Below are 26038 nucleotides of genomic sequence, written 5' to 3'. Positions count from 1 at the left end.
CCCCTAGACTGGCCGCATGAACGCGACCGCCCCGCCATACGGCGTCCCATCGCTGAAATGGATCGCGGCGGTCGGCGCGGGCGCCTTTGCTCTGTTCATGCTGGGCGCCCTGGTGGTCGAACCGGCCCTGAACCGCCTGATCGCACCGATCGACGCCCCGGTTAGACCTCGCGCGTCCGGACAGGTCGAGGTCGGGGAGGTCGTGCTTTCCGGGCGCTACGCCGCGACCAATTCCGCCATGGCGCTCGACGTTGACGGCGGCGCGCTGAGCACGACCAAGGGGGGCCGCCTGACCTCGGCGCCGCATCGGTTGGTTCAGGCGGATCAGCCGGCCAGCGTCTCCAAAAGTTTCACCGAGGCCATGGCCGTGCCGCCGACGGCCCAGATCGAGGTGCGGCGCGTCACCGGTGACGAAGACACGCGGCTGTGCGCCGGACATGCCGTCGGATGGCTGGCCCTGGCCGTGCGGCGCGATGGCTTCGTCCTGATGCCGGTGCGCCAGGGGCCGCCGCCGGGCGCCCTCTTGGCCGACGACCGCCTGTGCGCCGTCCTGGACCTCAGCCGATGATGCGAGCCTTGGTGCTGGCGGCGCTGGCCGGACTGGTCGCCGCGCTTCTGACCTGGACCCGGCCCGGCGCGGAGGATCGTAGGGCGACGGATCCTGTCGTCATTCAGGTGCTCGACAACGGCTTTCACACCGATATCGCCGTCCCGCGCGCCGCACTGGAACGCCGCGGCGGTCCTCTAGCCCATGCAGTTGAGACTTTGGTGCCCGGCGACTGGATTCTGATCGGCTGGGGCGATGCGAAATTCTACGTCGATCAGCGCCCGATTTCGGATCGGCTGCCTGACGGGGCGCGCGCCTTCCTGCATCCCGGCAATCGATCGGTGCTGATGCTGGCCCCTCGTCGAGAGGATCCGCGGCTGGCCTATGGCGAAGACAGCGCCGCCCTGACCCTGAGCCGCGCCCGGTTCGAGCGTCTGGCCGCGCGGGTCGAGGCCTCGCTCGATCTGTCGAACGGGCGGCCGCGCATCGCAGCCCTGCGACCCGACGACGACGCGCGCTTCTTCGCCAGCCGCGAGACCTTCTCCATCCTGCATCTGTGCAATCACTGGACGGCCGGCGTGCTGAACGCCGGCGGCGTGGCGGTCCGGCCGGTTCCGGCGATCACCTCGGGCGAGGTGATGCGCTCGGTTCGGGCCACCGAACGGGCGCGAAAACTGGACAGACCCCCGCTGCGGGACTAGACCGCCCGACTTTCGCCTATCCGGCCGGGTCCGATCCCCACCAGGCGAACAAGAAGGAGAGGCCGATGGCCCACAAGCAACACACCCGCAACGCCTCCGGCCCCGCCGGACCCAGCCAGCGCCAATTGCGCGCCGGCGAGCTGATCCGTCACGCCCTGGTCGACATCCTGCGCGAAGAGGATATCCACGACCCGGCCTTGGTCGGCGTTTCCGTGACAGTGACCGAGGTGCGGCTGTCGCCCGACCTCAAACACGCCACCTGTTTCGTCGAGCCGCTGGGCGCCGGCGTCGAGACCGCGCCGACGGCCGGACACGAGAGCGAGATCATCAAGGCGCTGAACGCCCACGCCAAGTTCCTGCGCGGCCAGCTGGGCCGCCGGTTGGACATGAAATTCACCCCCGATCTGCGCTTCCGCCACGACGAAAGCTTCGACGCCGCCAGCCACATCGACCGCCTGTTCGACGACCCCCGCGTCCGCGCCGACCTGGAGCGCCGCGACGAAGACGAGGGCGATCAGTGATCCTCCGGCCTCAAGTAGCGCGACGCGCCACCGGCCGAGCGTTCGGGCCTCAAGTAGCGCGAAGCGCGGTAGGCCAAGCATAATGGCCCGCAAGAAGAAGGGCGACATCGTCGACGGCTGGGTCTGTCTGGACAAGCCGTTCGAGATGGGATCGACCGAGGCCGTCAGCCGCATCCGTCGCCTGTTCAACGCCCAGAAGGCCGGTCACGCCGGAACGCTGGACCCCCTGGCCAGCGGCATCCTGCCCATCGCGCTGGGCGAGGCGACCAAGACCGTGCCGATGATGATGGACGCCCAGAAGGTCTATCGCTTCACCATCAACTGGGGGGTCTCGACCGACAGCGTGGACCGCGAGGGCGAAATCATCGGCCGCTCCGACGTGCGCCCCACGGTGGATCAGGTGAAGGCCGCCCTGCCCGCCTTCGTCGGCGAGATCGACCAGACGCCGCCGCGCTTTTCCGCGATCAAGGTGGACGGCGCCCGCGCCTATGACCTGGCCCGCGACGGGGTGGAGTTCGAGCTTCAGGCCCGCCGCGTCACCATCCATTCGGCCGAGGTGACGGATGCGCCCGACGCCGACCACGTCGAACTGACCATCCGCACCGGCAAGGGCGTCTATGTCCGCTCGCTGGCCCGCGACCTGGCCGCAGCCCTCGGCGCCGAGGGTCATGTCAGCGCCCTGAGACGCGAGCGCGTCGGGCCGTTCAGCACCCAAAACGCCGTCACTCTGGATTCTCTGGAGGAAATGGTGCATAGGGGCGCCGCCTCGGAAGGCTTGCTTGCCGTCGCGACCGCTCTGGACGACATCCCGGAACTGGCCGTGAACGAACAGGACGCCTTCTCGCTTCGGCAGGGACGCCCGATCGTTCTGCTCCCCCGCCAGGTGGAAACCCTAAAGGATCGTCTTACCGGCGGTTCGCGCACGGTTTCAGCCTTTCAGGGCCAGACCCTCGTCGCGCTGTGTCAGTTGCGGGCCGGCCGGCTAGAACCCGACCGCGTTTTCAATCTTTCCTGATCGCCTGATCAGGAGACTCCAACCCGGCCTCAAGTAGCGCGAAAGCGCGGTAGGCCACCAAGGGAGAACTACGATGTCGGTTACTGCTGAACGCAAGCACGAAATCATCGCCGATAACGCCCGCTCCGCCGGCGACACCGGCTCGGCCGAGGTTCAGGTCGCGATCCTGTCGGAACGCATCGCCAACCTCACCGAACACTTCAAGACCCACAAGAAGGACAACCACTCGCGTCGTGGCCTTCTGAAGATGGTGTCGCAACGTCGCCGCCTGCTCGACCACCTGAACAAGGTCGACGCCGGTCGCTACCAGGCGCTCATCTCCAAACTGGGCCTGCGCCGCTAAGGCGTCGGAACAGTGTAGAATACGCTTTCGAGGCGCGGGCGGTCACGTCCGCGCCTCGTTGTGCAACTAAGCGCTTCCAGGCCAAGTGGCTGCCGGTTGGCCGCCCGGGAAGCGTGACTACAAAAATACGACCTGTGCGCCGCAGGACTTACCGGCGCAGCTGCGAGGGCCATGACGGTCCTCTCCCGGTCGTCGCGATGGCGCGGCGGCCTCTGGATCGAAGGACTGAACGCCGACGCATCCGCCCCATGATGGGACCCCGCACGGAATACGCCGTCCGGGATACGAAAGACGAAATATGTTCGACATCAAACGCAAGACGATCGACTGGGCCGGCCGCCCGCTGACCCTGGAAACGGGCCGCATCGCCCGCCAGGCCGACGGCGCCGTGCTGGCGACCTACGGCGAGACCGTGGTTCTGGCCACCGTCGTCTATGGCCGCGCGCCCAAGCCCGGCCTGGATTTCTTCCCCCTGACGGTCAACTATCAGGAAAAGACCTTCGCCGCCGGCAAGATTCCGGGCGGCTACTTCAAGCGTGAAGGCCGTCCGTCCGAGAAGGAAACCCTGGTTTCCCGCCTGATCGACCGTCCGATCCGCCCGCTGTTCGTCAAGGGCTTCAAGAACGAGACCCAGGTCGTCGTGACCGTGCTGCAGCACGACATGGAAAACGACCCCGACGTTCTGGGCATGGTCGCCGCCTCGGCCGCCCTGACCATTTCGGGCGTGCCCTTCATGGGCCCCATCGGCGCCGCGCGCGTCGGCCTGATCGACGGCGAGCTGTTGCTGAACCCGGCCATCGACCAGATGCCGTCCTCGGACCTCGACCTGGTGGTCGCCGGCACGCAAGACGCCCTGATGATGGTCGAATCCGAAGCCAAGGAGCTGTCGGAAGAGAAGATGCTCGAGGCCCTGATGTTCGCGCATGCGGGCATGCAGCCGGTGATCGACGCCATCATCGAACTGGCCGAACACGCCGCCAAGGAGCCCTTCGACTTCCAGGCCGAAGATCACTCCGACGTCGTCGCCTCGATCAAGTCGCTGGTCGGCGAAGACATCAAGACCGCCTACACCCACGCCGGCAAATACGAGCGCCGTTCGGGCGTCGACGCCGCCAAGAAGGCCGCCGCCGCCAAGCTGGTGAAGACCGACGAGAACCCCGACGGCGTCGACGGCTCCAAGTTCTCGGCCGCCTTCAAGGAGTGCGAAGCCGAGGTCCTGCGTCGCGACATCATCGAGAACGCGCACCGCGTCGACGGCCGCGCCCTCGACAAGGTCCGCGCCATCGTGTCGGAAGTCGGCGTCCTGCCGCGCACCCACGGTTCGGCCCTGTTCACGCGTGGGGAAACCCAGGCCCTGGTCGTCGCCACCCTCGGCACCGGCGAGGACGAACAGTACATCGACAGCCTGCAGGGCACCTACAAAGAGAACTTCCTGCTGCACTACAACTTCCCCCCCTATTCGGTGGGTGAAGCAGGCCGCATGGGTTCGCCCGGCCGTCGCGAGATCGGTCACGGCAAACTGGCCTGGCGCGCGATCCGTCCGATGCTGCCGACCAAGGAAGACTTCCCCTACACCATCCGCCTGGTCTCCGAAATTACCGAGTCGAACGGCTCGTCCTCGATGGCCACGGTCTGCGGTTCGTCGCTGGCCCTGATGGACGCCGGCGTGCCGCTGGTCCGTCCGGTCTCGGGCATCGCCATGGGCCTGATCCTGGAGCCGTCGGGCGAGTTCGCCATCCTGTCGGACATTCTGGGTGACGAAGACCACCTGGGCGACATGGACTTCAAGGTCGCCGGCACGTCGGAAGGCATCACCAGCCTTCAGATGGACATCAAGGTCGCCGGCATCACCAAGGAGATCATGCAGCAGGCCCTGACCCAGGCTTCGGCTGGTCGCCTTCACATCTTGGACGAGATGTCCAAGGCTATGGATGCGCCGCGCGCCGAACTGGGCGAACACGCGCCCAAGATCGAAACGGTCAAGATCCCCGTCGACAAGATCCGTGAAGTCATCGGTTCGGGCGGCAAGGTCATCCGCGAGATCGTCGAAAAGACCGGCGCCAAGATCGACATCGGCGACGACGGCACCATCAAGATCGCCGCCAACGACCAGGAGAAGATCGACGCCGCCAAGGCCTGGATCCAGTCCATCGCCTCCGAGCCGGAAGTCGGAACCATCTACTCCGGCAAGGTCGTGAAGGTCGTCGACTTCGGCGCCTTCGTGAACTTCTTCGGCGCCAAGGACGGTCTGGTCCACGTGTCCCAGATCGCTCTGGAACGCGTCGCCAACCCGGCCGACGTCCTGTCGGAAGGCCAAGAGGTCAAGGTCAAGTTCCTGGGCTTCGACGATCGCGGCAAGACCAAGCTGTCGATGAAGGTCGTCGATCAGGAAACCGGCGAAGATCTGACGGACAAGATCAACGCCGAGCGCGCCGAGCGCGGCGAGGCCCCACTGTCGGAAGACACCGGCGGTCGTCCCAAGCGTGACGGTGATCGCGGCGGCGATCGCGGACGTCGTCGTCGCGACTAAGCGACTCTGGTAGCGAGACTGAAAGAGGGCCCGGCGGAGCAATCCGCTGGGCCTTTTTCTTTGGGTCCGCGCAACGGCTGTCCGCGATTTTACTTGCCGCTTCGGCCCATGCGGTTTCCATTGCCGCATCCAGTTTCGAGGGGCCGTTCCATGTTCGATCGTCGTCGTCTTCTTCAGTCCGCCGCCTTGGGCGCTGGTCTCGTCGCCGTGGGCGGCCCCGCCTTCGCGCGTCAGGCCGGGGCGTCTCAGGGCGACGCCGCCGCCCAGCTGAAGACCTTCATGGACGCCACGTTCGAGCAGACGCTGGACAAGAGCCCGGAGGTCGTCACCATGTTCGGCCTAGACAAGGGCGACCGCGCCGCCGCCAAGTCCAGGCTGACGGTTCCGACCCGCGCCGAGGAAGAAGACCAGCGCGCCTTCACCCGTCGCCAACACGCCGACCTGTCCCGCATCGACCGCTCCAAACTCGATGCGCGCAACGCCAACTACTACGACAGCCTGACCCAGAATCTGGACGGGGTGATCGCCACCTACGACATCCCTTACGGCCAGGGCGGCTGGCCCAATCCGTACCGCGTCAGCCAGCAGGGCGGCGCCTATCAGTCCACGCCCGACTTCCTGGCCAACCAGCACACGATCGAGACGGCCGCCGACGCCGACGCCTATGTCGCCCGCGTCAACGTCTTCGCTGACGTGCTGCTGGCCGAGACGGATCGATTGAAGGAAGACTATGCGCTGGGCGTCATCCCACCCGACTTCATCCTGGCCAAGGCCATCCGCCAGCAGGACGGCGTCCTGGCGACGCCGACGGCGACCTCGCCCCTGACCCAGTCGGTTGTCGACCGCGCCCGCGCCAAGGGCCTGACCGGCGACTGGGGCGTCCAGGTCGAACGGCTTGTGACCGAGCGGGTCTATCCGGCCCTGGCCGCCCAGAACGCCGTACTCAAGGCCGCCCAACCGAACGCCGTGCACGAGGCCTCGGTGCGCCGCCTGCCGCAGGGCGAGCAGTATTACGCCAACAGCCTGCGCTACATCACCACGACCCGGCTGACCGCCGACGAGATCCACCGCACCGGCGTGGAACAGATGGCGGATCTGACGGCGCGCGCCGATGTCCTGCTGAAGGCGCAAGGCCTGACACAGGGTTCGGTCGCCGAACGGATCAAGGCCCTGGGGGACGATCCCAAATACGCCTACGCCAACACCGACGCCGGCAAGGCCGAGCTGATCGCCAAGCTGAACGCCCAGATGGCCGACATGCAGGCCCGTCTGCCCAACGCCTTCGGCCGCCTGCCCAAGGCCAAGGTCGAGATCAAGCGCGTCCCGCCCGAGATCGAGGCCGGCGCGCCGATGGGCTATTACAACTCGCCCAGCCTGGATGGGACGCGGCCCGGCATCTACTGGATCAATCTGAAGGACACGGCGGAATGGCCGTCCTGGACCCTGCCGACCCTGACCTATCATGAGGCGACGCCGGGCCACCACTTGCAGATCAGCCTGCAGCAGGAGAGCGAGTCGGCGCCGCTGCTGATGAACCTGCTGGGCTTCTCGTCCTACGTCGAGGGCTGGGGGCTGTACGCCGAACAGCTGGCCGACGAACTGGGCGCCTATGAGAACGACCCGGTCGGTCAGATCGGCTACCTGCAATCGCTGATGTTCCGCGCCGCGCGCTTGGTCGTCGACACCGGCATCCATTCCAAGGGCTGGAGCCGCGAAGAGGGCATCCGCTACATGATGGAGGCCTATGGCGATCAGGAGGGCGCGGCGACGTCCGAGGTCGAACGCTATTGCGGCTGGCCGGGCCAGGCCTGCGCCTACAAGGTCGGTCACAACGAATGGGTCCGCCTGCGCGAAAAGGCCAAGACCGCGCTGGGGACCAGATTCGACATCAAGGGCTTCCATGACACCGCCCTCGCCGCCGGCGGCGTGCCCCTGTCGGTGCTGGAACGGATCGTCGACGGCTGGGTCGCGACCCAGGCCTAGTCGGCGACGGTCAGGCCGTCGGCTTGGCGCAGGCGGTTGTGGATGTCGGTGGCGGCGACGGCGGCCTCGGCGGTTGCGACCGCGATCTGGTTGAGGCCGCGCACCACGTCGCCGGCGGCATACAGGCCCGGCACGCTGGTGGCCTGGTGCAGATCGACCTCCAGCCGGCCATCGTCGGCCAGACGCGCGCCCAGCGCTCGGGCCAGGTCGGCGTTCGGCGATGTGCCCAGCGCCGAATAGACCAGGTCGAAGGCGCGACTTTGGCCGGCGTAGCTCAGCGCCGTGACCCTGTCGCCCTCGATGTCGATTGCGTCCAGCGGCGCCAGGATCAGTTCGACGCCCAGCCGTTCCAGTTCGTCGCGCCGACTGAGCGCGTCAGGCGCGCCGATATGGATCAGGGTCACACGGTCGGAATAGGTGCGCATGAAGGCGGCCTCGCGCGCGCCCTTGTCGCTCTGCCCGATGATGGCGACAGCCTTGTCGGTCGCCTCATAGCCGTCGCAGATGGGACAGATGCGGACCAGCGCCTTGCGCACCGCGTCCTCGACGCCCGGCAGATCCGGATGGTGATCGACGACGCCGGTCGCCAACAGGACGGCGCGGGCGCGGATGGTGCGGCCATCGATCTCGGCGATAAAGACGTTGCCGTCCTGGGTCAGCCGCTGGACGCGACCCGGTTCGACGACCGCGCCATACTCCTCGGCCTGTTCGCGCATCCGCTTGAGGATGTCCGCGCCAGTGACGCCGGCGGGGAAGCCCGGCATATTGTGACTGAGCGGGATCCAGCAGGCGCGGGGCGCGCCGCCATCCACCACCAGCGTCCGCCGCCGAAAGCGACCCAGATACGTCGCCGCCGTCAGGCCGGCCGGGCCGGCGCCAATGATCAGAACCTCCGGATCGGTCACCGCGTGCGCCAGGTGACAGGCCACAGGTCGGACGGCACGCCGGCGCATTCGCCCATCACGCTTTCCTGCGTCAGGGCGAAGCCCTGCCCCGTCCAGGCCCAGGTCTGCGCCGCGCCGCAGTCGCCGATGCCGCGCGCCTTGGCGAAGGCCGACAGGGTGCGGGTCTTGGGATCATAGGCGCCGTTGATGGTCGCGTTGTCGGGCATGACCGGATCGGATCCCGACCCTTCCGATCCGGCGAGGACAGCAGGTCGCGGATCGCGACCGCCTGGGCCGGTCAGATACCAGTTGTGCGTCAGGTTGTAGGCGCCGGCGCCGCAGGGCACAGCCCACAGCTCGGTGCGGGCGTCCAGACGAGCGGACATGACCATGTCGCTGATGTCGGGCGTGGCGGATTCCTTGAGGCAATCGCCGACCTCGGTGCGAGCGCGCAGCGCAGCGGGCAGGCGCTGATTTTGATCGCCAAACCCGGCCTGATCGACGGCCGGAGCGGACGTCACCGTCGGCAGCGACGGCGCGATCGGCACCAGGGCGGCCGGACGGTCGCCGCGTCGGATCAGGGCGGTGGGCGTATCCAGACGTCCCTGCTTCTCGTCGATCCACAACAGGGCGGCGGCGGCGCCGTGCAGCGACACCTCCTGGGTCGAGGCGCCGCGAATGATCATGACCTTGCCCTGGGCCAGGGCGTCGAGGGCGGTGCGGGCGCCGTCGCGGATTTCACCAACGGGCGCTTCGGCGTCGCTCGCCTCGCCGAGCACGGCCGGATAGGCGCGGCCGTCGATGGTCAGGCTGAGGGAGCCGGCGCCCTTGGCCTCGCCGTCGGGCCAATAGCCGAAGAGGATCTGCGGCTGGGCGTCAGGGCCGGGCGCCAGGGTGATACGGACCCAACCGGCTGCGAACTCTGGCGCAAAGCCGAAGGCCCAGCATGTCCCGTCGTTGCCGCAGGTGGCGCTCCAATCCCGGAAAGTCTTGGTTTCAGGGCGGATCTGCAGCACCGGCGCAGCGGCGGCCGGCGCGGCCTTACGGGCGGCCTGGGTCGCGGCAGGCGTCTTGCCCGCATCCTTGTCTCCGCATCCAGCGATGGACAGCGCAGACAGGACAAGGGCCGAAAGGGCGACGCCGCGCCACAGGCCGTTCAGGGTCATGCCTTCTTCAACTCCGACGGCTTGTGCGCCGCGCGTGCGCCGGTCTTGGCGCTCTCGACGATATACTCCGGATTATCCTTGGAGGCCGCAACCTTGTGGCCCTTGATCTTGGTCTCCGAGGTGACCTTCTTGAACACCTTGCCGGTCGTGGTGCCCTGGCTGTGGTCCCACTTCACCTTGTCGCCGGCCTTGAACGTCTTTTCTGACATGATTGTGCTTCCTGCTGTGTCGCTTCCTGTTCAGCGATCAGCCTGCGCATCAGTTCCGCATCGATCACGGGCGGCGCCTCGCAGAAGGTGACGATCCAGCGATCCACCAGCTGGCGCTCTTCCTCCGTCATCCTGCCGTCCATCTCTGTTGCTGGGTTCAAGAGAAGTCCGGGGGCGGCAAAGGGTTCAGGAACGATCTGCGTTATTCCGGGCGGTGACGACGGGCGGCGGGGTTTGCGCGGGCGCGCGGCCTCGCTATACCGCCGCCACGACATTCCCTTCCCCACAGTCACAGGCGGACCGCACGCATGGCCAAGATCAAGGTCGAAAACCCCATCGTCGACATCGACGGCGACGAAATGACCCGCATCATCTGGCAGATGATCAAGGACAAGCTGGTCTTCCCGTTCCTGGATCTCGAGCTGGACTACTACGACCTGGGCATGGAACACCGCGACGCCACCGATGACCAGGTGACGATCGACGCGGCCCACGCGATCCAGAAGCACGGCGTCGGCGTGAAGTGCGCCACCATCACCCCGGACGAAGCCCGCGTGCAGGAGTTCGGCCTGAAGAAGATGTGGAAGTCGCCGAACGGCACCATCCGCAACATCCTGGGCGGCGTGGTGTTCCGCGAGCCGATCATCTGCTCGAACGTGCCGCGCCTGGTTCCGGGCTGGACCCAGCCGATCGTCGTCGGCCGTCACGCCTTCGGCGACCAGTACAAGGCCACCGACTTCCTGATGCCCGGCCCCGGTACCCTGACGATCAAGTTCGTCGGCGAGGACGGCGAAGTGATCGAGCACGAGGTCTACAAGGCGCCGGGCGCTGGTGTGGCCATGGCCATGTACAACCAGGACGCCTCCATCCGCGAGTTCGCCCACGCCTCGTTCGCCTATGGCCTGCAGCGCAACTACCCGGTCTATCTGTCGACCAAGAACACGATCCTGAAAGCCTACGACGGCCGCTTCAAGGACCTATTCCAGGAAGTGTTCGATGAACACTACGCCGCCGAGTTCAAGGCGCGCGGCCTGACCTATGAGCACCGCCTGATCGACGACATGGTTGCGGCCGCGATGAAGTGGTCGGGCGGCTTCGTCTGGGCGTGCAAGAACTACGACGGCGACGTGCAGTCCGACGTCGTGGCGCAGGGCTTCGGCTCGTTGGGCCTGATGACCTCGGTCCTGATGACGCCGGACGGCAAGGTGCTGGAGACGGAAGCCGCCCACGGCACCGTGACGCGCCACTATCGCCAACATCAGAAGGGCGAGGCCACCTCGACCAACTCGATCGCGTCGATCTTCGCCTGGACGCGCGGCTTCAAGCACCGCGCCAAGCTGGACGGCAACGCCGCCCTGGACCAGTTCGCCGACACCCTGGAGAAGGTGGTCGTGGACACCGTCGAGGCCGGCTTCATGACCAAGGACCTAGCGCTGCTGGTCGGCGACCAACAGGGCTGGCTGACCACCGAAGGCTTCCTCGACAAGGTCGCCGAGAACCTGAAGACCGCCCTGCCGGACGTGGGCTGAGGACAAGGGGGGAGCCGGAACGCCACGAGGCGTCTAGCCCCCTCCACCGCTTCGCGGTCCCCCTCCCCCGATGGGGGAGGAGACGTCCTCAAGCAGCCCGAAGGGCGGTAGGACGAGAACAATCAGCCCCGTCGGATCGCTCCGGCGGGGCTTTTCGTTGTGCGAAGGGCCGGGGCGTGCATGATCGGCGGTAATGAGGATGCGTTCGTGAAGCGGCTGTTCGGAAACCTGGTGCTGGCAGCGGTTGTCGTGGCGGTGCTGTCCTTCTTCGCGGCGCCCGCGGTGGCCTTCTTCGCCATTCGGTCGGCGGCCGAGGCGAACGACGTGGCGGGGCTGGCGCGGCTGATCGACTTCAACGCGGTGCGCCAGTCGTTGCGGCCGCAGCTGGCGGGACGGCCCGAGGCGATGGCGCCCGCGCCGTCCTTCCTGGAAGACCCCATCGGCGCCTTCCGGCGTCAGATCGAGCAGAACCCGATCCTGCGCCAGCCGGACGTCGACGCCTATCTGACGCCCGCCGCCCTCAGCGCCTTGCTGAAGGGCGAGGGCCGATACGCCAGCCAGCGCACCTCAGCGGGGATAGCGCCGGCCTCGGAGCGCAGCCGCAAGCCCTGGCCCAACCCCGCCTACTGGAGCGTCAACCGGGCGCGGATGGCGGTGACGGATCAGGGCGGGTCGCGCACCCTGTTCACCTTCGAACGGCGCGGGCCGTTCGAGTGGCAGCTGGTTCACATCGGCCTGCCCGACGGGACGGCCCCGGCCGTCACCGTCACCCCGCGATAAACCCGGCAACCGACGCCGCCCAGCCCGCGTTGGCTTTCCAAGGAGACGACATGAGCCGCAAGATCATCACCGGAGCCCTGATCGCCGTCGTCGTCGGCGTGGTCGTCGCCCTGTTCGTTTCGCCCTTCATCGCCGCCCAGGCGCTGGTGCGGGCCGCGCGGACCGGGGATGCGGCCGGGCTGGAGCGGCAGGTGGACTTCCCGGCGTTCCGCACCAGCCTGAAGAGCGAGCTGAACGCGCGCGCGGCCCTGGAAATCCGCAACCGGACCAAGGGCGACACCGGCCTGGCGGCGCTGGGCATGCTGCTGGCCCCGTCGCTGGTCGAAGGCGCGGTCGACAACTTCGTCACGCCGCAAGGCATCGCCGCCATGGTCCGCTCCGGCGAGACGCCCGAGCCGGAACGGCCCGTGCCCGCTGACGACACCCCGGCCGTGGACAAGGACAAGATCCGCCAATCCTGGGCCTATCGCGGCCTCAACACCTTCGCCGTCACCCTGACGCGCGACGATCGGCCGGACGATGCGCTGGTGCTGATCATGGAACGCCGGACGCCCTTCACCTGGAAGCTGGCCGGGGTCGATCTGACGCCCGACCCGATGGGTTGAGACGGTCGGGGACAAAAACACCGTCTAAAGTGTCTAATTCGTCTGATTGGACGGCGGGGCGTCGATCAGAAAATGAGTGCAATTGGTGCACTTTGTCTTGGGTGCGCGGCCTCCTCTGTGGTGAGCGCAGAGTATAGGCCGTCCCTACGGCATGCTCAGGAAGCGGACGCTGCGGCCGTCTAAGCCGCTGAGTTGCAAGGCTGTCAGGTTCGAAATTGCGATGGATTACCCTCTCCCATTAGGAGAGGGTTTAAGCGCACGAGCGCGCAGCGATCGTACTTGCGCGAAAGGGTGAGGGTCGGCTGGTGCGCCATGGCCCGCCGACCGACCCTCATCCGGCCCTGCGGGCCACCTTCTCCCAACGGGAGAAGGGCATCGTATTTTACGCCAGCGCCGCGCGAACCGCCGTCAGACCGTCTTCGGCCTTGGAGCCGTCGGGGGCGCCGCCTTGGGCGAAGTCGGGCTTGCCGCCGGCGCCCTGGCCGCCCATGGCGATGACGGCGGCGCGGGCCAGGTCGGCGGCGTTGACGCGGTCGGTCAGGTCGGAGGTCACGGCGACGGTGACCGCCGCCTTGCCCTCGGTGACGCCGATCAGGGCGACGACGCCGGTTTGGACCTGTTTTCTGAAGTCCTCAGCGACGCCGCGCAGACCCTTGCCGTCCACACCGTCCAGCACGCGGGCCATCAGCTTGACGCCGTTGATCTCCTCTGGCGCGGACGACGCGCCCGAGCCGCCGCCCAGGGCGAGCTGCTTCTTCAGCTCGGCGACCTGTTTCTCCAGCGTCTTGACCGAGGCGGTCAGGCTGTCGACGCGGGCGGGGACGTCGGCGGTCTGGACCTTGAAGCTCTGGGCCAGCGAACGGGCGACGCCGGCCTGGGCCAGCAGATACTGACGCGCGGCTTCGCCGGTCAGGGCCTCGATGCGGCGCACCCCGGCGGCGACGCCGGTTTCCTGCACGATCTTGAACAGGGCGATGTCGCCGGTGCGGGCGACGTGGGTGCCGCCGCACAGTTCGACCGAATAGGGGGCGTTGTCGCTGACCAGCGAGCGGCCCAGCGTCAGGACGCGGACCTCGTCGCCGTACTTCTCGCCGAACAGGGCGATGGCGCCGGCCTCGATCGCCTCCTGCGGGGCCATCAGTTTCGTTTCCGCCGGGACGTTCTGGCGGATGACGGCATTGACCTCGGTCTCGATGGCCGACAATTCAGCCTCGGTGAGCGGGGCGCCGTGGCTGAAGTCGAAGCGGGCGCGCTCGGCATCGACCAGTTGACCCTTCTGGGCGACTGCGGGGCCGAGCACATTCTTCAGCGCCGTGTGCAGCAGGTGGGCGGCGGAGTGGTTGGCGCGGCTGGTGCGGCGCTTCTCGGCGTCCACCAGCTGGGCGGCGCGGGTTCCGATCTCCAGCTTGCCGGCCGTGACCTGGGCCACCAGGACGTGCAGGTCGCCGGCGTGTTTGCGCACATCGATGACCTCGGCCTCTCCACCCGGCCATTCCAGGGTTCCGTGATCGCCGGCCTGGCCGCCGCTTTCGGCATAGAAGGGGGTGGTGTCGAACAAGACTTCGACGATGTCGCCCGCCTCGGCCGTCTCGACCGGCGCGCCGGCGTTCATGATGGCCAGGACCTCGCCCGAGCCTTCGATATTGTCGTAGCCGGTGAAGACGGTCGGCCCCATCCGGTCGCGGATCGCCAGCCATTCGTTGGTGTTGGCGGTCTGGCCCGAGCCCTTCCAGTTCTCGCGCGACCGCTGGCGCTGCTCGGCCATGGCGGCCTCGAAGCCGTCGACATTGACCGAGAAGCCGCGACGACGGGCCTCGTCCTGGGTCAGGTCCAGCGGGAAGCCGTAGGTGTCGGACAGGGTGAAGGCCGTCTGGCCGTCCAGCATATCGCCGGGACGGAAGCCCTGAACCGCCGTGTCGAACAGGGCCATGCCGCGGCCGAGCGTGGTGCGGAAGCGGACCTCTTCCTGCTTCAGCGTGTCCTCGATGAAGGGCTGGGCGCGAGCCAGTTCGGGATAGGCGTCGCCCATCTGGGCCACCAGCGTCGGGACCAGACGGTGCATCAGGGGATCGGCGGCGCCCAGCAGGTGGGCGTGGCGCATGGCGCGGCGCATGATGCGGCGCAGCACATAGCCCCGGCCTTCGTTCGACGGGGTGACGCCGTCGGCGATCAGGAAGGACGACGAGCGCAGGTGGTCGGCGATGACGCGGTGGCTGGCGGCCTGATCGCCGTCCGACTTGGTCGAGGTGGCGTCTTCGGACGCGGCGATCAGGGTCTTGAACAGGTCGGTCTCATAGACCGAATGCACGCCCTGGAGCACGGTGGTCATCCGCTCCAGACCCATGCCGGTGTCCACGCTGGGCTTGGGAAGGTTGCGAACGATCTGATCGTTCTCCTTCTCATACTGCATGAAGACGTTGTTCCAGATCTCGACGTAGCGGTCGCCGTCCTCATCCGGCGAACCGGGAGGGCCGCCGGCGATCTTGTCGCCGTGATCCCAGAAGATTTCGGTGCAGGGGCCGCAGGGGCCCGAGTCGCCCATGGCCCAGAAGTTGTCCGAGCCGGCGATGCGGATGATCTTGTCGTCGGAGAAGCCGGTGACCTTCTTCCAGATCGCGGCGGCCTCGTCGTCATCGATATAGACGGTGACCAGTAGGCGTTTGGGGTCCAGGTCGAAGTCCTGGGTCACCAGGTTCCACGCCTTCTCGATGGCGTGCTCCTTGAAGTAGTCGCCGAAGGAGAAATTGCCCAGCATCTCGAAGAAGGTCAGGTGGCGGGCGGTATAGCCGACGTTGTCAAGATCGTTGTGCTTGCCCCCGGCGCGCACGCATTTCTGCGAGCTGGTCGCGCGCGGATAGGGCGGCTTGGCGGCGCCGGTGAAATAGTCCTTGAACGGCACCATGCCCGCGTTGACGAAAAGCAGGCTCGGATCGTTCTGCGGCACCAGCGGCGCCGAATGGACCTTGGCGTGGCCGTCCGCCGCGAAATAGTCGAGGTAGGTGGCGCGGATCTCGTTCAGGCTGGGCATTCGGCGTGTCTTCGGCTGGGGCGGTCGCTAGGAACCGGCGTCATATAGGGTTTTGGCGGGGAGCGCATCATCTGCGCGGGGAGAGGCGCGCGCGCCAGAGAAGACGATGTCTCCTCCCCGCTTTGCGGGGAGGGGGACCGCGCAACGGTGGAGGGTTGAGGCCGCCTTAAGGCCCTTGATCGGTGACGCTCCGAAGAGCCTCTCCGTCACGGCGCTGAAGAAGCGCCGCGCCACCTCCCCGCAAAGCAGGGAGGAGACGGGAGCGCCCGCCTCACACCTTCGGCGGCGGGCCGAACTTGCCGGACTGGTAGTCCTGGATCGCCTGGATGATCTCGTCGCGGGTGTTCATGACGAAGGGGCCGTGGCTGAAGACCGGCTCGCCGATGGGATCGGCGTGGCCCAGCAGCACCACGGCGTCGGTGGTCGCCGTGATCTGGACCGCATCGCCGTCGGACAGGGCGGCGAGGTTCCATTGGGGCACGGGCGTTCCGGCGACGGCGATCTCGCCTTTGATCCCATAAAGGAAGACGTTGCGGCCGGGGGCGACGGGCGTCTCGAACGTCGCGCCGGCGGGCAGGCGGACGACGGCCAGATGGATGTCGATCAGGGACTGGATCGGCGCCTTCACGCCCAGCCAGTCGCCGGAGACCGGCTCGACCGTGACGCCGGCCTCGGTGGTGAAGGTCGGGATGTCGGATTTCTGCAGGCCCACATAGTCCGGCCTGGTCATCTTCAGCCGCGAGGGCAGGTTGACCCACAGCTGCAGGATTTCCATCGGCCCGCCGTCGCGCTTGAAGGCGGCCGGCGACAGTTCGGCGTGGATCAGGCCGGAGCCGGCGGTCATCCACTGGATGCCGCCCGCCTTGATGATGCTCTCGCCGCCGCCGGAATCGTTGTGGGCGAGCTCGCCGTCCAGAATGAAGGTGACGGTCTCGAAGCCCCGATGCGGGTGCGGGCCGAACGGCAGCCCGGCGTTGCCCGGCGCATAGGTCTGGGGCCCGTGATGGTTCAGGAACAGGAAGGGATCGATCTGGTCCACGCCGGGACCGGGCACCGGACGGCGGGTGGTCAGGTCGCCGATGTCGTCGCGATGGGCGGGGTGCAGGCGAAGAACGGAACGGGGCTGGGTCATCCGCTACATATAGGGTGGCGGATAGATGCTGGCGAGATCAGCCTGAACGGGTCGCCGTGACGGGACGGGCGCGGCCGTCCCGGATCCATTCGCCGGCCCAGCCATTCAACGCCGGATGCAGATGCAGTTCGCCCTCGGATAGGGGAATGACGACGACCTCGCCCTGGGTCGAGACCGGGCCGGCGAAGCCCATTCGGTCGATCCCGGCCGGCGCGTCCAGACTTCGCCAGGCTCCCTCGACCCGACGGCCCTCGCCCCGGTCGGTGAGGGACAGCGACAGCAAGGGTGTTCCGTCCGGCTGGGCGATGCGCCAGCGACCATCGAGCGGCCCCATCGCGGCTTCGGCGTCGATCGCAGCCTGGGCCACGCCTTGATCATAGGTCGTCTGGCTGTCGGAGGGACTGAACTCATAGTCGCCGGCGTAGTCGTCGACCCCGACGGGGGCCGTCAGAGGGCGGCGATGCAGGTCGATCTCGCCGTCCCCCTCGGCCGTTTCGCGCCCGAAACGGGACGGCGGCTGATAGGGGCGGACGGCCGGCGCACGATAGGTTTCAGGCGTCGCGTCCAGAAGCCCTGTCGTCTGGATGGCGGGCTCCAGTGCGACGGCGGACATCAGGGCGAGCAGCAACATGAGCCCACCCTGCCAAATCGCCCGCCGCATCGCCTAGCCGTCGAACGCTTACGGAACGCAAACGTGATCCGTCGTGATGGAACCGACGTAAACCGCACAATCCGTCGATCTGGGGGTCTGTGCGTTGACACCGGCCCCACAGGGTCACAAAAGCCTTCGCAACCGCACACGGCGATTGAATTCATTCGCTTTTGAGAACCATTCGCATGAACCAGCCCAACCCGACGCCGGGTGGCGCCTCAAGCGACCGGACGGGTCGCTTCGTCACTCAACCGAACGGACATATCGCGCCGCTGTCGCCCCACATGGGCGTCTGGCGCTGGCACGTCACCATGGCGGCCTCGATCCTGTTCCGCGCGACGATCATCGCCGCCACGGTCGGCGTGCTGTTCGTCCTGGCCTGGCTGGGCGCGCTGGCGTTCGGGCCCGAGGCGTTCCAGAGCGCGCTCGATCTGGCCGGATCGCCGCTGGGCCTGCTGGTCTTCTTCGGTCTGACGGTCGTGCTGTTCTCCTTCATCCTGAACGGCGCGCGCCACACCTATAACGACACCGGCAACGGACTGACGGTGAAGTCGGCGACCGCCCTGTCGAACATCGCGGTGTGGGGGCCGATCCCGCTGGCCGTGCTGTTCTGGGTCGTGCTGTTCGCCACCGGGAGGGTTTCGCTGTGAGCGGCGCCGCAAAATTCAAGAACAACGTCAAGGTTTCCGAGCGTCACGGCGCCGGCGAATGGCTGATCGAGCGGATCCTGCTGGTGGCCCTGCTGCCGCTGGGCCTTTGGGTCGCCTCGACCGGCTTCACCCTCGCGGGCGCCGGCTATGACGCGGCGATGGCGTGGTTCGCCAATCCGCTGAACGCCGCCCTGATGGCCATCACCGCGGTGATCTTCTTCGGCTACGTCAGCCTGGCCTGGAAAGTCGTTCTGGAAGACTACGTGCCCAACGTCGGAACGCGCGGCCTTCTGGTCCTGCTGCTGAACGTCGTCTTCCTGCTGCTGGCCGCCGCCAGCGTCTTCTTCATCGTGCGGCTGGCGCTGGGCTCGGCGCCGCTGCCCGCTGGTTTCGGAGCCTGATGAACTGATGGCCGCTTACGAACTGATCGATCACGAATACGACGTCGTCGTCGTCGGCGCCGGGGGCTCGGGCCTTCGCGCCGCGCTCGGCGCCGCCCAGCAGGGGCTGAAGGTCGCCTGCGTGACCAAGGTCTTCCCCACCCGCTCGCACACCGTCGCGGCCCAGGGCGGCATCTCCGCCTCGCTCGGCAACATGGGCGAGGACAGCTGGCAGTGGCACATGTACGACACCGTCAAGGGGTCGGACTGGCTGGGCGACCAGGACTCGATCGAATATCTGGTCCGTAACGCGCCCAAGGCCGTCTATGAGCTGGAACACTGGGGCGTGCCCTTCAGCCGCACCGAAGAAGGCAAGATCTATCAGCGCGCCTTCGGCGGCATGACCCGCAACTTCGGCGAAGGCCCGGTGCAGCGCACCTGCGCCGCCGCCGACCGCACCGGCCACGCCATCCTGCACACCCTGTACGGCCAGTCGGTGCGCCGCGAGGTGAAGTTCTTCGTCGAATATTTCGCGCTGGACCTGATAATGCAGGACGGCGCCTGCACCGGCGTGACGGCCCTGCAACTCGACAACGGTCAGCTTCACCAGTTCCGCGCCAAGATGGTGGTTCTGGCGACCGGCGGATACGGCCGCGCCTACTTCAGCGCCACCTCGGCCCACACCTGCACCGGCGACGGCAATGCGATGGTGCTGCGCGCCGGCCTGCCGTTGCAGGACATGGAGTTCGTGCAGTTCCACCCGACCGGCATCTATGGCGCCGGCTGCCTGATCACCGAGGGCGCACGCGGCGAGGGCGGCTATCTGACCAACTCGGAAGGCGAGCGCTTCATGGAGCGCTATGCGCCGACCGTGAAGGACCTGGCCCCGCGCGACATGGTCTCGCGCTCCATGACCATCGAAATCCGCGAGGGTCGCGGCGTGGGTCCGAACAAGGACCACATCTTCCTGCACCTGGATCACCTGGATCCGAAGATTCTGCACCAGCGCCTGCCGGGCATTTCCGAAAGCGCCAAGATCTTCGCCGGCGTGGATGTGACCAAGGAGCCGATCCCGGTCCTGCCGACCGTCCACTACAACATGGGCGGCATCCCCACGAACTATCACGGCGAAGTCCTGACGCTGCGCGACGGCAACCCCGACAGCGTGGTGCCGGGCCTGATGGCCGTAGGCGAGGCGGCGTGCGTTTCGGTGCATGGCGCCAACCGCCTGGGCTCCAACTCCCTGACCGACCTGGTGGTGTTCGGCCGCGCCGTCGGCCTGCGCTGCGGTGAAGTCGTCGACAAGGCCTCGGCCGTGCCGTCGGCCTCCAAGGCCCAGACCGACCAGCACCTGGCCCGCCTGGACCGCTTCCGCTACGCCGACGGCTTGACCCCGACCGCCGAGCTGCGTCTGTCGATGCAGCGCGCGATGCAGGCCGATGCGGCGGTGTTCCGCACCGGCGAGACCCTGCAACAGGGCACCGACAAGCTGCGCGCCATCGAGGCGGCCGGCGCCGACATCAAGACCACCGATCGCGGCCTGATCTGGAATACGGACCTGGTCGAGACGCTGGAGTACGACAATCTGATCGCCCAGGCGCTAGTGACGATCGAGGGCGGTCTGAACCGCACGGAATCGCGCGGCGCCCACGCCCGCGAAGATTATCCCGATCGCGACGACGTCAATTGGATGAAGCACACCCTGGCGTGGAAGCGTCCGGGCGAGCAGGTCCAGATCGATTATCGTCCGGTCCACAACTACACCATGTCCGACGACATCGCGTATATCGAACCGAAGACGCGGGTTTACTAAGATGGTCCAGCTGACTCTCCCCCGAGGCTCCAAGCCGACGACCGGCAAGGTCCACAAGGCCGCGCCGGGATCCAAGGACGTGAAGACCTACAAGGTCTATCGCTACGATCCGGAAACCGACGCCGATCCGCGCTGGGACACCTATGAGGTGCCGACCGGCGACCACGGCCCGATGTTGCTGGACGCCCTGATCCACATCAAGAACACCATCGATCCGACCCTGTCGTTCCGGCGCTCGTGCCGCGAGGGCATCTGCGGCTCGTGCTCGATGAATATTGACGGGCGCAACGCCCTGGCCTGCACCAAGGGCTGGGACGAGTGCGCGTCCAACACCATCACCATCTCCCCCCTGCCCCACCAGCCGGTGGTCAAGGACCTGGTGACGGATTTGAGCCTGTTCTACGCCCAGTACGACTCGATCCAGCCGTATCTGCAATCGGACGAGCCGGACCCCGAGAAGGAACGTCTGCAGACCCCGGCCGAGCGCGAGAAGCTGGACGGCCTGTACGAATGCATCCTGTGCGCCTGCTGCTCGACCTCGTGCCCCAGCTACTGGTGGAATCAGGAAGAGTACCTGGGCCCGGCGGCGCTGCTGCAATCCTATCGCTGGATCTCCGACAGCCGCGACGACGCGACCCAGAAGCGTCTGGACGACCTGGAAGACCCGTTCAAACTGTATCGCTGCCACACGATCATGAACTGCGCCCAGGTCTGCCCCAAGGGTCTGAACCCGGCAAAGGCCATCGCCGAGACCAAGAAGCTGATGGTCGCGCCGAGCCGCAAGAAGGCGGCCTGAGTATCCGGCGCCGTGGGCCTTGCCTCCGGCGCCGCCTCGTTTAAGAGCGGCGCATGGCCAGCATCACCTATATCGAGCATGACGGAACCGAGCACGTCGTCGACGTGAAGCCGGGGCTGAGCGTCATGGAAGGCGCGATCCGCAACAATGTGCCGGGCATCGACGCGGACTGCGGCGGGGCCTGCGCCTGCGCCACCTGCCATGTCTATGTCGACGAAGCCTGGCGCGAGGCGACAGGCAAGCCGTCGGCGATGGAAGAGTCGATGCTGGACTTCGCCGAGGAGGTCGAGCCGAACAGCCGCCTGTCGTGCCAGATCCGGGTGTCGGACGCGCTGAACGGCCTGATCGTGCGGTTGCCGGAAAACCAGCACTGAAATGATCGACGCGCGGCTGATCGACAGGATCGGCCGATGGATCGAGCAGCGCGCCGAGGCTATGGGCCGGGACCGTCCGCCGATACTGGGGATTGCGGGATCGCAGGGTTCGGGAAAATCCACTTTGGCCAAGGCCGTCGGCGAACGGTTCGGCGGGGCGACCCTGTCGCTGGACGACGTCTATCTGACGAAGGCGGAGCGGGCGGCGATGGCGGCGCGAGTCCATCCGCTGTTCGCCACGCGCGGGCCGCCAGGGACGCATGATCTGGGCCTTCTGAACCGTCTGCTGGATCGGTTGCAGGGGGCGGGGCCGGACGACCTGACGCCTCTGCCGCGGTTCGACAAGTTGGCCGACGACCGGGCGGGCGAGGCGGACTGGCCTGTCGTGAAGGGTCGGCCGCGGTTCATCGTTCTGGAGGGATGGTGCCTGGGCGCGACGCCGCAGGCCGAGGGGGACCTGGTTGCGCCGATCAACGCCCTGGAGGCCCGGCAGGACGTCGGGGCCGAATGGCGCAGGGCGGTCAATGATGCGCTAGGTCAGCCCTATGCCCGCCTGCGCGCGCGGCTGGACGCCCTGATCTTTCTGAAAGCGCCGGGGTTCGATGTGGTGCTGGACTGGCGCTGCGAGCAGGAGGCGGGATTGATGGGGCAGGACGCCGTATCGTCCGAGCGACGCGCGGCCCTGGCGGTCTTCATCCAGCATTATGAGCGCCTGAGCCGGCATATGATGGCCGGCGGCGTGGAGGCGGACCTGATCGTCGCCCTGGACCGGGAGCGCGGCGTTCGCAGTCTTGAAGGCGGCCTTGGCGCCTGAGCGGCATCCGTGCGTTATCGGACCATGAGCCTGTTTGGATCCAAGCCAGCCGTCGAGCCCGACCGCCGCACGGGCGTGCGCCGGCCGGCCAATGCGCGCGGCGTCGTCTGCGCGCCTGGCCTGGAGACGGCGTGTCTGATCGTCGATCTGTCGGACGCGGGGATGAAGCTGCGGCTGGACCGGGGCGGGGCCTTGCCGCGCGAGGTGGTGGTGGTCGATGTGGCTGCGGGCGTCGCCTATCCCGCCACCGTCGTCTGGCAGCGCGGGCAGGAGGCCGGGCTGAGGCAGACTGGGGCGAAGTCGCTGAGAGGCCTGGCGCCGGCGAGGCTGATCTCCGCGCGCGACGCCTGGCTGAGGGCCGGCGGGCGCTGATCAGCCTGATTACTCCGCCGTGTCGGCGGGCATGGAGCCGGCGTTGATGGCGATGCGGCCCACCAGCCCCTTGACGATCAGGTCCAGGGCCGATCCCTCGCGATAGTCGGCGGCGGCGACGAAGTTCACCCGGTCCTCCGAAATCAGGGAATAGACCTTCTTCTGATCCCGCTCGTTCGAGCGCGGATCATAGACGGCGATCGAGAAGCCGCCCTTGGTGTGCATCATCTTCATGGTCGGCACGTCGGTGTCGCCATCGCCGATGAAGATCATCCGATCAAACGGCACGGCCCGCTCGTCGTCGGGGATGAAGTGGTTGATGCGTTCGTGCTCCCAGTGGTTCTTCACGCCCTTGTTGATGCGGAAAAGATACTGGGTCTTGGTGGTGTAGTTGACGCCGACCGCCGGCCAGGCGGCCTCGCCCTTGTCGTCATAGACGTAATGGGAGGCGAAGACGTGGGTCAGGGCGGGGCGGATCGGCGTGCCGTCGATCATCTCCTCCAGCCCGGCGGAGATGATGTAATGCTCGATCTCCAGCCCGTATTTGGCCCCGAAGGCGTTCATCCGGTCGAACCAGCTGAGATCCTTCAGCCCCTCGAACAGAGCCACCGCCTCGCCGTGCTGGCGCAGGGTCTCGCGCGTCACCGGGGCGCCGTTCTGACGCGCGTGGTGCAGCATCAGCTGCATGTACATCAGGATGCCGTCCCCGTCGGCGTCCTTGGTCAGGCGCTCGGCCTCGTCCCAGAAGGCGCCGATGCCCATGCCGACGGAGGGGATGAAGGACACCTCCTGCATATTGCCGCGCGCCAGGGTGCCGTCGAAATCATAGATCAGGGCGGTCTTCAGCAGCGGGGTCTTGGGTTCGGCCGTATCGGACATGGGGGCGAGATCCTTGGTGGAACCCGCCCTCTATATCAGCCCGCCGCGCCCGTCGATTGTCGCCGCTGACCGAAGGTGGGCGCCGCCGCCTTCTGCTCGGCCCAGTAGTCGGCGCCCGTCGTCGGCTTGAACATGGTGCGGGGCGACCCGTTGCGGGCCACGACGGCGAAGGTGTTGGTCGAGGCCTGATAGATCAGGGTGTCGCCATTGGGCCGCTTGACGGTCTCGGCGTCGCGCGGAGGCTTTGTCGTGAAAGCCGTGACCTTCGTCAGATAATCCTCGGCTGAGCGCGCGCCGAAGTCTGCGCCGTTGCGGTCGTAAAGACGCGCGATCTTGGCGTCGACGGTCTCGCGCCGGTTGGCGGTCAGGACCGGCTTTTCCTGCGGCGCGGCGGCCTCTTCGCCGGTCGCCGGCATGGAGGTCAGGGCGACGGGTTCGGCGCTCGCCGTCCGATCCCGTGTCTCGACCGCCGAACTGTTGTCGCAGCCGGCAAGCCCCACCAGTCCGCACAGGACCAGCGCGGCCCCTCCCCTCGTCAGCGTTCTCATTCTTCCCTCCAGATACCCGCTGCGCGCGACGAAAGCACAACTTTATTGTTCGTGCAATGTTCTCGTCTCGACGGCGTCACGCGCGGCGGCTAGACCGTGCGCATGGACAATCGCCCCCTTTCGAACCGCAAGATCCTGCTGATCGTGGGCGGCGGCATCGCGGCCTATAAGGCGCTGGAGCTGGTACGACTGATCGCCAAGGCGGGCGGGCAGACGCGGGTGATCCTGACGGAATCCGGCGCCGAGTTCGTGACGCCCCTATCGCTGGCGGCGCTGAGCGGGCATCCGGTGCGGTCGGGCCTGTTCCACCCCGACGACGAGACCAGCATGGGCCATATCGAGCTGTCGCGATGGGCCGATCTGGTGGTGGTGGCGCCGGCGACGGCGGGACTGATCGCCAAGGCTGCAAACGGGCTGGCCGACGACCTGGCCTCGACGACCTTGATCGCGACGGACAAGCGGGTGCTGCTGGCGCCGGCGATGAATGTGCGGATGTGGGAGCATCCGGCGGTCCAGGCCAATATGGAGCGGTTGAAGGCCTTTCCGGGCTTTCACGGCGTCGCGGTGGTGGGGCCGGACGACGGCGAGATGGCCTGCGGCGAATACGGGCCGGGGCGCATGGCGGAACCCGCCGCGATCCTGGAGGCCATTGAAGGCCTGCTGGCGGGTGCGGCGGGGCGACCGCTCCAAGGACGCAAGGCCGTGGTCACGGCCGGGCCGACGTTCGAACCGATCGATCCGGTGCGGGGCCTGACCAATCGCTCCAGCGGCAAACAGGGCTACGCCATCGCCGCCGCCCTGGCCGAGCTGGGGGCCGAGGTGACGCTGGTGTCGGGGCCGACGGCGTTGGCCGCCCCGACCGGCGTGACGCGGATCGATGTGGAGAGCGCGCTTGAGATGCAGGCGGCGACGCAGAGCGCCCTTCCCGCCGACATCGCCGTGCTGTCGGCGGCAGTCGCCGACTGGCGCGTCGACACCATCGCCGGCGGCAAGATCAAGAAGGGACCGGGCGGCCCGCCGACCCTGGCCCTGATCGAAAACCCCGACATTCTGGCGGGCGTCGCCGCGCCCGGTCCGAACCGCCCGGCCCTGGTCATCGGCTTCGCCGCCGAGACGACGGACCTGGAGGCCAATGCGCGCGCCAAGCTGTCGCGAAAGGGCTGCGACTGGATCCTTGGCAATGACGTATCCGACGACGTGTTCGGATCGGACGGCAACGCCGTGCTGCTGGTCACCGCCGATCGGACCGAGACCTGGCCGCGCCAGTCCAAGACCACCATCGCCCGGGCCGTCGCCGCCCGCATCGCCGACCATTTCAGGGCCGCCCAATGACCGAGACCCCGATCCAGATCCTGCGCCTGCCGCATTCCGAGGGTCTGCCCCTGCCCGCCTACGAAACCGCCGGGTCGGCGGGCATGGACCTGCGCGCCGCCGTGCCCGAGGATCAGCCGATGACCCTGGCGCCGGGTCAGCGGGCCCTGGTGCCGACGGGTCTGAAGATCGCCCTGCCGATGGGGTATGAGGCCCAGGTGCGGGCGCGCTCGGGACTGGCGTTGAAACACGGCATCATCTGCCCCAATGCGCCGGGCACGATCGACAGCGACTATCGCGGCGAGTGCGGCGTGATCCTGGCCAATATCGGCGCCGAACCCTTCGTCATCCGCCGCGGCGAACGCATCGCCCAGCTGGTGATCGCCCGGCATGAGCGAGCGGACTGGGTCGAGGTCGAGACGCTGGACGAAACCGCACGCGGGACGGGCGGTTTCGGATCGACGGGACGCTGACGC

At 67.4% G+C, this 26038-nt stretch carries 27 protein-coding genes; 19 read left to right on the top strand and 8 right to left on the bottom strand.

Going from position 1 to position 26038, the window contains the following annotated elements; translation table 11 throughout:
- Window positions 1-16 precede the first annotated feature (16 nt).
- The 7 genes from E7T10_RS01980 to E7T10_RS01950 all read left to right on the top strand — a co-directional run bounded on the left by E7T10_RS01980 (window position 17) and on the right by E7T10_RS01950 (window position 7640).
- Window positions 17-568: a hypothetical protein gene (locus tag E7T10_RS01980; protein ID WP_137720501.1), complete on the top strand. Its 552-nt coding sequence runs from the start codon at window positions 17-19 to the stop codon at window positions 566-568.
- The gene (locus tag E7T10_RS01975; protein ID WP_137720500.1) at window positions 565-1248 is read left to right on the top strand and encodes a DUF2459 domain-containing protein; all 684 of its coding nucleotides are present in this window, start codon (window positions 565-567) and stop codon (window positions 1246-1248) included. Before E7T10_RS01980 ends, E7T10_RS01975 begins: the two co-directional genes overlap by 4 nt.
- 65 nt (window positions 1249-1313) lie before the next feature.
- Window positions 1314-1769, top strand: a complete 456-nt coding sequence (gene rbfA / locus E7T10_RS01970) for a 30S ribosome-binding factor RbfA (RefSeq protein WP_039246761.1) — start codon at window positions 1314-1316, stop codon at window positions 1767-1769.
- 82 nt (window positions 1770-1851) lie between these two features.
- On the top strand, window positions 1852-2784 hold the full coding sequence (truB, locus tag E7T10_RS01965; RefSeq protein WP_137720499.1) for a tRNA pseudouridine(55) synthase TruB: 933 nt from the start codon (window positions 1852-1854) through the stop codon (window positions 2782-2784).
- A 73-nt stretch (window positions 2785-2857) separates the two neighbouring features.
- Window positions 2858-3127: a 30S ribosomal protein S15 gene (gene rpsO / locus E7T10_RS01960; protein ID WP_017506665.1), complete on the top strand. Its 270-nt coding sequence runs from the start codon at window positions 2858-2860 to the stop codon at window positions 3125-3127.
- A gap of 298 nt (window positions 3128-3425) precedes the next feature.
- Entirely contained in the window at window positions 3426-5657 is a 2232-nt protein-coding gene (gene pnp, locus E7T10_RS01955; RefSeq protein ID WP_137720498.1) for a polyribonucleotide nucleotidyltransferase, read from the top strand.
- Window positions 5658-5807: 150 nt separating this feature from the next.
- Entirely contained in the window at window positions 5808-7640 is a 1833-nt protein-coding gene (locus E7T10_RS01950; protein ID WP_137720497.1) for a DUF885 family protein, read from the top strand.
- On the opposite strand, the gene E7T10_RS01945 is transcribed toward E7T10_RS01950, so the two are convergent.
- Genes E7T10_RS01945 through E7T10_RS01935 form a run of 3 tightly spaced genes read right to left on the bottom strand, consistent with a single transcriptional unit; the run spans window position 7637 to window position 9899 of the window.
- Complete coding sequence (locus E7T10_RS01945; protein ID WP_246846076.1) at window positions 7637-8545, bottom strand: NAD(P)/FAD-dependent oxidoreductase; 909 nt, start codon at window positions 8543-8545, stop codon at window positions 7637-7639. The two genes, E7T10_RS01950 and E7T10_RS01945, sit on opposite strands and share 4 nt — an antisense overlap.
- On the bottom strand, window positions 8542-9690 hold the full coding sequence (locus E7T10_RS01940) for a DUF1176 domain-containing protein (RefSeq protein ID WP_137720495.1): 1149 nt from the start codon (window positions 9688-9690) through the stop codon (window positions 8542-8544). The genes E7T10_RS01945 and E7T10_RS01940 overlap by 4 nt, the downstream gene beginning before the upstream one ends.
- Window positions 9687-9899, bottom strand: coding sequence for a DUF2945 domain-containing protein (locus E7T10_RS01935; RefSeq protein WP_137720494.1), 213 nt, complete (start codon window positions 9897-9899; stop codon window positions 9687-9689). The genes E7T10_RS01940 and E7T10_RS01935 overlap by 4 nt, the downstream gene beginning before the upstream one ends.
- A 308-nt stretch (window positions 9900-10207) precedes the next feature.
- On the opposite strand from E7T10_RS01935, the gene E7T10_RS01930 reads away from it, so the two are divergent.
- The 3 genes from E7T10_RS01930 (at window position 10208) to E7T10_RS01920 (ending at window position 12813) form a co-directional block, all read left to right on the top strand.
- Entirely contained in the window at window positions 10208-11428 is a 1221-nt protein-coding gene (locus tag E7T10_RS01930; protein ID WP_039246750.1) for an NADP-dependent isocitrate dehydrogenase, read from the top strand.
- A 180-nt stretch (window positions 11429-11608) separates the two neighbouring features.
- Window positions 11609-12208 carry a DUF2939 domain-containing protein gene (locus tag E7T10_RS01925; RefSeq protein WP_137720493.1) on the top strand — a complete coding sequence of 200 codons (600 nt, stop codon included), beginning with the start codon at window positions 11609-11611 and terminating at the stop codon, window positions 12206-12208.
- Between the two features lie 50 nt (window positions 12209-12258).
- The gene (locus E7T10_RS01920; protein WP_137720492.1) at window positions 12259-12813 is read left to right on the top strand and encodes a DUF2939 domain-containing protein; all 555 of its coding nucleotides are present in this window, start codon (window positions 12259-12261) and stop codon (window positions 12811-12813) included.
- 382 nt (window positions 12814-13195) lie between these two features.
- On the opposite strand, the gene alaS is transcribed toward E7T10_RS01920, so the two are convergent.
- The 3 genes from alaS to E7T10_RS01905 all read right to left on the bottom strand — a co-directional run bounded on the left by alaS (window position 13196) and on the right by E7T10_RS01905 (window position 17604).
- A complete protein-coding gene (gene alaS / locus E7T10_RS01915; RefSeq protein ID WP_137720491.1) occupies window positions 13196-15841 on the bottom strand; it encodes an alanine--tRNA ligase in 2646 nt (881 codons plus the stop codon).
- 271 nt (window positions 15842-16112) lie between these two features.
- Window positions 16113-16973, bottom strand: a complete 861-nt coding sequence (locus E7T10_RS01910) for a pirin family protein (RefSeq protein ID WP_137720490.1) — start codon at window positions 16971-16973, stop codon at window positions 16113-16115.
- Window positions 16974-17010: 37 nt separating this feature from the next.
- Window positions 17011-17604: a hypothetical protein gene (locus tag E7T10_RS01905; protein WP_137720489.1), complete on the bottom strand. Its 594-nt coding sequence runs from the start codon at window positions 17602-17604 to the stop codon at window positions 17011-17013.
- 206 nt (window positions 17605-17810) lie between these two features.
- Here E7T10_RS01905 and sdhC point away from each other — a divergent pair, with 206 nt between their 5' ends.
- From sdhC to E7T10_RS01870, 7 genes are read left to right on the top strand one after another with little or no spacing between them, the layout of a single operon-like run.
- Window positions 17811-18275: a succinate dehydrogenase, cytochrome b556 subunit gene (gene sdhC, locus E7T10_RS01900; RefSeq protein WP_185224885.1), complete on the top strand. Its 465-nt coding sequence runs from the start codon at window positions 17811-17813 to the stop codon at window positions 18273-18275.
- The gene (gene sdhD / locus E7T10_RS01895) at window positions 18272-18676 is read left to right on the top strand and encodes a succinate dehydrogenase, hydrophobic membrane anchor protein (RefSeq protein ID WP_137720488.1); all 405 of its coding nucleotides are present in this window, start codon (window positions 18272-18274) and stop codon (window positions 18674-18676) included. Before sdhC ends, sdhD begins: the two co-directional genes overlap by 4 nt.
- A 7-nt stretch (window positions 18677-18683) precedes the next feature.
- Window positions 18684-20468 (top strand): succinate dehydrogenase flavoprotein subunit, encoded by a 1785-nt coding sequence (sdhA, locus tag E7T10_RS01890; RefSeq protein ID WP_137720487.1) that lies wholly within the window; start codon window positions 18684-18686, stop codon window positions 20466-20468.
- A 1-nt stretch (window position 20469) separates the two neighbouring features.
- Complete coding sequence (locus tag E7T10_RS01885; protein WP_045810997.1) at window positions 20470-21264, top strand: succinate dehydrogenase iron-sulfur subunit; 795 nt, start codon at window positions 20470-20472, stop codon at window positions 21262-21264.
- 53 nt (window positions 21265-21317) lie between these two features.
- A complete protein-coding gene (locus E7T10_RS01880) occupies window positions 21318-21638 on the top strand; it encodes a 2Fe-2S iron-sulfur cluster-binding protein (protein ID WP_039246732.1) in 321 nt (106 codons plus the stop codon).
- Between the two features lies 1 nt (window position 21639).
- Window positions 21640-22452, top strand: a complete 813-nt coding sequence (locus E7T10_RS01875; protein ID WP_137720486.1) for a kinase — start codon at window positions 21640-21642, stop codon at window positions 22450-22452.
- 9 nt (window positions 22453-22461) lie between these two features.
- A complete protein-coding gene (locus tag E7T10_RS01870; protein WP_246846075.1) occupies window positions 22462-22824 on the top strand; it encodes a PilZ domain-containing protein in 363 nt (120 codons plus the stop codon).
- 9 nt (window positions 22825-22833) lie between these two features.
- Here the strand turns inward: E7T10_RS01870 and E7T10_RS01865 are convergent, their stop codons facing one another.
- On the bottom strand, window positions 22834-23703 hold the full coding sequence (locus E7T10_RS01865) for an HAD family hydrolase (protein WP_137720485.1): 870 nt from the start codon (window positions 23701-23703) through the stop codon (window positions 22834-22836).
- Window positions 23704-23738: 35 nt separating this feature from the next.
- Window positions 23739-24251 carry an S-type pyocin family protein gene (locus E7T10_RS01860; protein WP_137720484.1) on the bottom strand — a complete coding sequence of 171 codons (513 nt, stop codon included), beginning with the start codon at window positions 24249-24251 and terminating at the stop codon, window positions 23739-23741.
- A 102-nt stretch (window positions 24252-24353) separates the two neighbouring features.
- Here E7T10_RS01860 and coaBC point away from each other — a divergent pair, with 102 nt between their 5' ends.
- Together coaBC and dut are read left to right on the top strand one after the other, a co-directional pair.
- Entirely contained in the window at window positions 24354-25583 is a 1230-nt protein-coding gene (gene coaBC / locus E7T10_RS01855) for a bifunctional phosphopantothenoylcysteine decarboxylase/phosphopantothenate--cysteine ligase CoaBC (protein ID WP_137720483.1), read from the top strand.
- A complete protein-coding gene (gene dut / locus E7T10_RS01850) occupies window positions 25580-26035 on the top strand; it encodes a dUTP diphosphatase (protein WP_137720482.1) in 456 nt (151 codons plus the stop codon). The genes coaBC and dut overlap by 4 nt, the downstream gene beginning before the upstream one ends.
- The last annotated feature ends 3 nt before the right edge of the window (window positions 26036-26038 follow it).

The sequence above is a fragment of the Brevundimonas sp. SGAir0440 genome (genome assembly GCF_005484585.1).
GTDB lineage: Bacteria > Pseudomonadota > Alphaproteobacteria > Caulobacterales > Caulobacteraceae > Brevundimonas.
This window is presented reverse-complemented; position numbering and strand designations above follow the sequence as displayed.

Excerpts from the sequence above, each read along its gene's own strand:
- E7T10_RS01980 (WP_137720501.1), top strand. The coding sequence starts at position 17 with ATGAACGCGACCGCCCCGCCATACGGCGTCCCATCGCTGAAATGGATC.
- E7T10_RS01975 (WP_137720500.1), top strand. The coding sequence starts at position 565 with ATGATGCGAGCCTTGGTGCTGGCGGCGCTGGCCGGACTGGTCGCCGCG.
- rbfA (WP_039246761.1), top strand. The coding sequence starts at position 1,314 with ATGGCCCACAAGCAACACACCCGCAACGCCTCCGGCCCCGCCGGACCC.
- truB (WP_137720499.1), top strand. The coding sequence starts at position 1,852 with ATGGCCCGCAAGAAGAAGGGCGACATCGTCGACGGCTGGGTCTGTCTG.
- rpsO (WP_017506665.1), top strand. The coding sequence starts at position 2,858 with ATGTCGGTTACTGCTGAACGCAAGCACGAAATCATCGCCGATAACGCC.
- pnp (WP_137720498.1), top strand. The coding sequence starts at position 3,426 with ATGTTCGACATCAAACGCAAGACGATCGACTGGGCCGGCCGCCCGCTG.
- E7T10_RS01950 (WP_137720497.1), top strand. The coding sequence starts at position 5,808 with ATGTTCGATCGTCGTCGTCTTCTTCAGTCCGCCGCCTTGGGCGCTGGT.
- E7T10_RS01940 (WP_137720495.1), bottom strand. The coding sequence starts at position 9,690 with ATGACCCTGAACGGCCTGTGGCGCGGCGTCGCCCTTTCGGCCCTTGTC.
- E7T10_RS01935 (WP_137720494.1), bottom strand. The coding sequence starts at position 9,899 with ATGTCAGAAAAGACGTTCAAGGCCGGCGACAAGGTGAAGTGGGACCAC.
- E7T10_RS01930 (WP_039246750.1), top strand. The coding sequence starts at position 10,208 with ATGGCCAAGATCAAGGTCGAAAACCCCATCGTCGACATCGACGGCGAC.
- E7T10_RS01925 (WP_137720493.1), top strand. The coding sequence starts at position 11,609 with ATGATCGGCGGTAATGAGGATGCGTTCGTGAAGCGGCTGTTCGGAAAC.
- E7T10_RS01920 (WP_137720492.1), top strand. The coding sequence starts at position 12,259 with ATGAGCCGCAAGATCATCACCGGAGCCCTGATCGCCGTCGTCGTCGGC.
- alaS (WP_137720491.1), bottom strand. The coding sequence starts at position 15,841 with ATGCCCAGCCTGAACGAGATCCGCGCCACCTACCTCGACTATTTCGCG.
- E7T10_RS01910 (WP_137720490.1), bottom strand. The coding sequence starts at position 16,973 with ATGACCCAGCCCCGTTCCGTTCTTCGCCTGCACCCCGCCCATCGCGAC.
- E7T10_RS01905 (WP_137720489.1), bottom strand. The coding sequence starts at position 17,604 with ATGTTGCTGCTCGCCCTGATGTCCGCCGTCGCACTGGAGCCCGCCATC.
- sdhC (WP_185224885.1), top strand. The coding sequence starts at position 17,811 with ATGAACCAGCCCAACCCGACGCCGGGTGGCGCCTCAAGCGACCGGACG.
- sdhA (WP_137720487.1), top strand. The coding sequence starts at position 18,684 with ATGGCCGCTTACGAACTGATCGATCACGAATACGACGTCGTCGTCGTC.
- E7T10_RS01885 (WP_045810997.1), top strand. The coding sequence starts at position 20,470 with ATGGTCCAGCTGACTCTCCCCCGAGGCTCCAAGCCGACGACCGGCAAG.
- E7T10_RS01880 (WP_039246732.1), top strand. The coding sequence starts at position 21,318 with ATGGCCAGCATCACCTATATCGAGCATGACGGAACCGAGCACGTCGTC.
- E7T10_RS01875 (WP_137720486.1), top strand. The coding sequence starts at position 21,640 with ATGATCGACGCGCGGCTGATCGACAGGATCGGCCGATGGATCGAGCAG.
- E7T10_RS01865 (WP_137720485.1), bottom strand. The coding sequence starts at position 23,703 with ATGTCCGATACGGCCGAACCCAAGACCCCGCTGCTGAAGACCGCCCTG.
- E7T10_RS01860 (WP_137720484.1), bottom strand. The coding sequence starts at position 24,251 with ATGAGAACGCTGACGAGGGGAGGGGCCGCGCTGGTCCTGTGCGGACTG.
- coaBC (WP_137720483.1), top strand. The coding sequence starts at position 24,354 with ATGGACAATCGCCCCCTTTCGAACCGCAAGATCCTGCTGATCGTGGGC.
- dut (WP_137720482.1), top strand. The coding sequence starts at position 25,580 with ATGACCGAGACCCCGATCCAGATCCTGCGCCTGCCGCATTCCGAGGGT.